Origin of the sequence: Acidovorax sp. SUPP3434 (assembly GCF_030159015.1) — a bacterium.
Classification (GTDB): Bacteria; Pseudomonadota; Gammaproteobacteria; order Burkholderiales; family Burkholderiaceae_C; genus Paracidovorax.
Window position 1 is genome coordinate 1 of record NZ_BQXL01000036.1, and the last position, 4,409, is coordinate 4,409.

A 4,409-nucleotide genomic window follows, 5' to 3' on the forward strand; every position below is an offset into this window, starting at 1 on the left:
GCCTCGCTGCCGCCCGTCTCGATCAGGTGGGTCAATTCACTCGCGGCGTTGTACACATAGCGCTGCCAGCGGCCGTCGAATCCGATCTCGTCGGTGAGCTGGTCGCGCAGGTTGTAGCGGAAGGTGGTCTGCGCACGGTTCTCGTTATCGAGGGCGATCAGGCGGCCCGCGCGGTCGTAGTGGTAGGCCAGGGTGCGTCCGGCGGCGTCGGTGCGGGTCAGAGGCCGGCCCACGCCGTCGTAGGTGTAGCGCGTCGTGGCGCCCAGCGGATCGGTATAGGCGAGCAGGTGGCCTTCGCCGTTCCAGGTGTACTGGTGCAAGGCGGTGGCGCTGTCCGTGCCGGGCTCGGCCACATGGACGAGCCGGCCCGCGCGGTCGTAGGTGTAGCGCGTTGCCTGCCCCAGCGCATCGGTGCGCTGCACCAGCTGCCCCAACGCGTCGTAGGCAAATCGCGTGGTGCGGCCCGAGCAGTCGGTGTAGGCAATCAGGTTGCCCGCCTCGTCCCAGCGCAGCACCTTCTTGCCGCCCTTGGCATCGATCACCTCCACCGGCCGCCCCAGGCCGTCGTACTGATACGCCGTGGTCTGCCCGAGCGGATCGGTCATCTGCACCAGATTGCCGTGGCGGTCGTAGGTGCGCTGCCACTCGAAGCCCATGGCATCGCGCAGCGTCGTCACCAAGTCCATCGCGTTGTACTGCAGCGCAGTGGACTGCCCGAGGGCGTTGGTGATCTGCGTGAGGTTGCCACGCGCGTCATGGCGCAGCGTGGTGCGTCGGCCCAGCGGATCGGTGCTGCCCCGCGGGGTGCCGGTGGCATCGAATGGCGTTTCTTCGCGCACCTCTTCGGGTGTGCCCTCAGCGATGACGGTGGCCACGATGTTGAAGCGCGCGTCCCAGTGGTAGGCCGTCACGCGCCCCAGGCCATCGGTGTGGCGGGTGATGCGTTCGTGCGGCAGGTAGGTGAAGCGGTCATCGTCCTGGCCAGGGATGGGCGCATCGGCGCACCATGAGCGCAGCACGCGGCCCTGCGGGCCTTCCGCGTCGTACTGGGCGAAGTAGCGGTGGCCGCTGGCCTTGCGGTAGCCGACCAGCACGCCCGAGCGCCAGGCGTACTGGCGGTAGGGCAGGTCGCCGTGGTGCGTGGCGACGAGCTGGCCTTGCGCGTCGTAGGCATAGCTGGCCAGTACCTGGGGCGCGGATTGGCCGGGCGCCAGCAGTTCGACGGTGGCCAGGCGCGCGCCACCCAGGGGATCGGTGGGCAGGGCATCGGGGGTGTGCGGCGTCCAGGCCAGCCGCACTTGCCGCCCCGCCGAATCGGACAGGCCGACCAAGCGCGGCAGCGCGAAGGGAGACGCAAACGACCCTGCACTGGCCACACTGACGCCGCCATCGGCCATGGCCTGCTCGCGGGCCTGCCGCGCGCTCCAGGTCAGCACCTCGCCCGTGGCGGTATCGGTGTCGCCCGCCGCCCAATGCAGTGCCACGGCATTGCCGTTGGCATCCTGCAGCCGGGCCAGCGGCAGCCGCCATTGCTCAGGCGCATGCTGGCGGTAGTGGTGCTCCAGGCCCCCCTTGTGCACGACGACCCACAGGCCCTCTTCCGGGTGGCGCACGGTGAACTTCTCATACGGGTCGAACCACTCGCCGCCCAGAGCGACGTGCGGCAACGGCACATGGCGGCCCGCTTCGTCGAGCAGCACCATGCCGTCGGCGGACAGGCGCAGCTCCTGCGCCATCGGGTGGCTCCAGCCGCGGCCCCAGGGGCCGTCCTCGGCGAGACCCGAGCGGTAGCGGCGGCGCCAGACCAGGGGAATGGGGCCGGGCAGGGTGAAGTCGGTCTCGTCCATGAGCTTCTGGCCGCTGGACAGGATGACCGGCCCGCCGATGGCGCACGATTCGCACGGGCCCTTGCCATTGGGGTGCTGGCGGTCGCTGTGCTCATTGGTGGGGTGCGTGTCGTTCTTGCCCTCGGTCTGCGTCTTGCGCTTGAAGCGCTTGCCCGCGATCGCGGCCAGCAGGGCCGCACCGCTGCCCAGCAGCCACTTGGCCAGGCGCACGCGGGCGGCCTCCAGTTGCGCGGGGGTCATCTCCGAGCCCCAGGTCTCGGTGATGGAACGGATCTCCTCGGCCGCCTGCACGGCCGCCTGGCCCGTGCCGACCACGCGGTCGGCCATCACGGCGCCGCCGGCGATCTGGCCGACGATGGGGACGCCCTGCACGGCCGTGGCTGCGATCGACACGCCCAGGCCCACATAGGTGGACGGGTCCTTGAGCATCTCCATGATCGCATCTACCTCTTCCTGGGCTGCCTGGCCGAAGTGGCGGGCCTCCATGCCTTTCAACACCTTGCCGGCGTTGTCGATCATCTTCTGGGTCTCGGGCGAGAGCCGAACCAAGATGGCGTTGGTGAGGGTGGTCACGCCATTGACGACCATCTCGCCGGCCTCGTGCACGACGGATTTGACGTAGGTGACATGCTGGTTCACATGGTCACGGACGTTGGTGAACCAGCCCACGATGGTGCTGGAAGGATCGTGCTTGCCGCGGTCCATCGCGCCGTAGCGGTTGGACATGTCGGTGCCGTGTTCCTTGATGGTGCCCAGCGGTATGAGGATGGCCTTGCTGTTGTTGCTGTGCCAGGCCGTGCCCTGCTTGCCGCTGGTCTTGAGCTTGACGGGCGTGGCCGGATCGAACGTCCAGCCGTTGGCCACCTGCGTGATCGCGCCCTCGCCGCCGCTGAAGATGTGCGTGCCCATGCGTTTTTACTTCCCTTGCAATTGTTGGTTCTTGTTCTGGAGAAAGCGGGCCGAGTAGGTCGGGGCCGCCGGGCCGGTGCCGGCCGAAGGGGCGCTGGGGCTGCGCTGCGCAGCTGCCTCGGTGGGAAGGGTGCGCTCCAGTGCCACGGCGGCAGCGGCGGTGCCTTCGTCCAGCGACCACGACAGGATGGAGTTGGGCGCGCGCGCATCGTGACGCACGCGCTGTGCGGCCAGGGCCCAGTGCACCGGGCCGGTGGCCGCGCCGACCTGCCCGATCGCGGTCGCGGGCTCCCAGTCGATGGGGTCCCACGCTGGCGCCACCCGCGCCCGGGCGCTGATCTGTGCCATGGCGCGCCAGGTGGACCCGTCGAAGTCCGAGACGGTATAGCCCACGTTGTCCGCTTGCCAGCCCGCGTGGGCCAGCGCCGAGCGCAGCACCTCCTGCAGCGCGCCGGGTTCCGGGTCCTGCTGGGGGCGGCGATGCGCAGTAGCCTGGGCCGCCAGCACAGGCGGGTGCAGCACCAGCCCGCGCCCGGTGGCATCCCGCGTGTCCGGGGCGGCTTGCAGCCAGAGCGCGGCGGCGGCTTCGCTGGCGATGCATCCATCGCCATGCCGGTCCGTGAGCAACGCACCACGGCCGTAGGCGTCCTGCAGTGTGGTGGTGTCGAGAAGGCTGTCCACGGCCATCAGCAAGGCGGCTGCGCCGGGTGCATGCTCGACTGGACGAGGGCATGTTCCGAGGGCCTGCAGTGCAGCAAAGCCCGCCGTGGAACCGCCGCGGGCGATGTGGCACGGCACGGCACCGAGCGCTGCGCTGGCCCCGGAGCCCGCCCAGCGCCCGAGTTCGGCCAGGGCCTGCAGCCAAAGCTCGGCGCCGTCGCGGTCGCTCAGCCGCTCGGGCAGGGCCAGCGCGATGCGGCTGGGTGCCGCCCCCGCCAGATCGGCCTCCTGCGGCGCCATCGAAGACACCATGTCGGCCAGCGCCGCGCCGAGCAGCCGGGCCAGGCGGGGGAGATCCGTTTGACCGGCCGTGATTTCAGGGCACGGTGCGGTGGTGATCGCCTGGGGGCCGACGTCGGGGTTGATCTTTTTCTGGAACCGCTTTTGCTGACCGACCCATGAGGCAGCGGATTGCCAGGCACTGGTGCCGGCCGAGGTGATGGCGCCGGCGTGCGCGATGTGCCAAAGGCCTGGCGCGGCGGAAGTGGCGGGGGCCATGGAAGGGGGGGACATGTCGAAGCGATTCAATTCAGGGAGAGGGCCGGAGACGAAGAGGCCGCTCGCGGCGCGCGGGCGTGGGCCGTGACATGGACCAGGCCGAGCCGCTCCAGCGCGGGCGGCACGATCACGGCGCGCCACAGCAGCGAGGCGCGCTGCGTTGCGGTGTCCACCAGCAGCGTGTCCCAACGCAGTTCCTGGGGTGGGAGCAGGGTGCCGCCGGCGGTCTCCGCCTGCACGGTCAGCGCGAGCGGGGGCCACGTGAAATACAACGGGCCCCCTTCCGACATGCCGTGCAGGACCAGGGCATGGCCCGGGCGGGGGCTTTCGCGCAGCTGCAGCGCATCGGGTGCGGCGTTGTGGTGGCGCGGGTCGAAGTCCTCGGGCAGGTCGGGCGCGCGGGTCGATTGCCAGGCGTCGCCGAAGGTGCCCTGC

The 4,409-nt window shown here is 70.4% G+C and carries 3 protein-coding genes; all 3 read right to left on the reverse strand.

Annotation, left to right across the window (positions count from 1 at the left end; genetic code table 11):
• A partial coding sequence (locus AVKW3434_RS24105) for a DUF6531 domain-containing protein (protein WP_284407856.1) occupies nucleotides 1-2,756 on the reverse strand: 2,756 nt, incomplete at its 3' end.
• Nucleotides 2,757-2,762: 6 nt separating this feature from the next.
• Nucleotides 2,763-3,989, reverse strand: coding sequence for a hypothetical protein (locus AVKW3434_RS24110; protein ID WP_284407857.1), 1,227 nt, complete (start codon nucleotides 3,987-3,989; stop codon nucleotides 2,763-2,765).
• 11 nt (nucleotides 3,990-4,000) lie between these two features.
• Nucleotides 4,001-4,409: DUF2169 domain-containing protein (locus AVKW3434_RS24115; protein WP_284407858.1), on the reverse strand; the 409-nt coding region annotated here is incomplete at its 5' end.

Excerpts from the sequence above, each read along its gene's own strand:
- AVKW3434_RS24110 (WP_284407857.1), bottom strand. The coding sequence starts at position 3,989 with ATGTCCCCCCCTTCCATGGCCCCCGCCACTTCCGCCGCGCCAGGCCTT.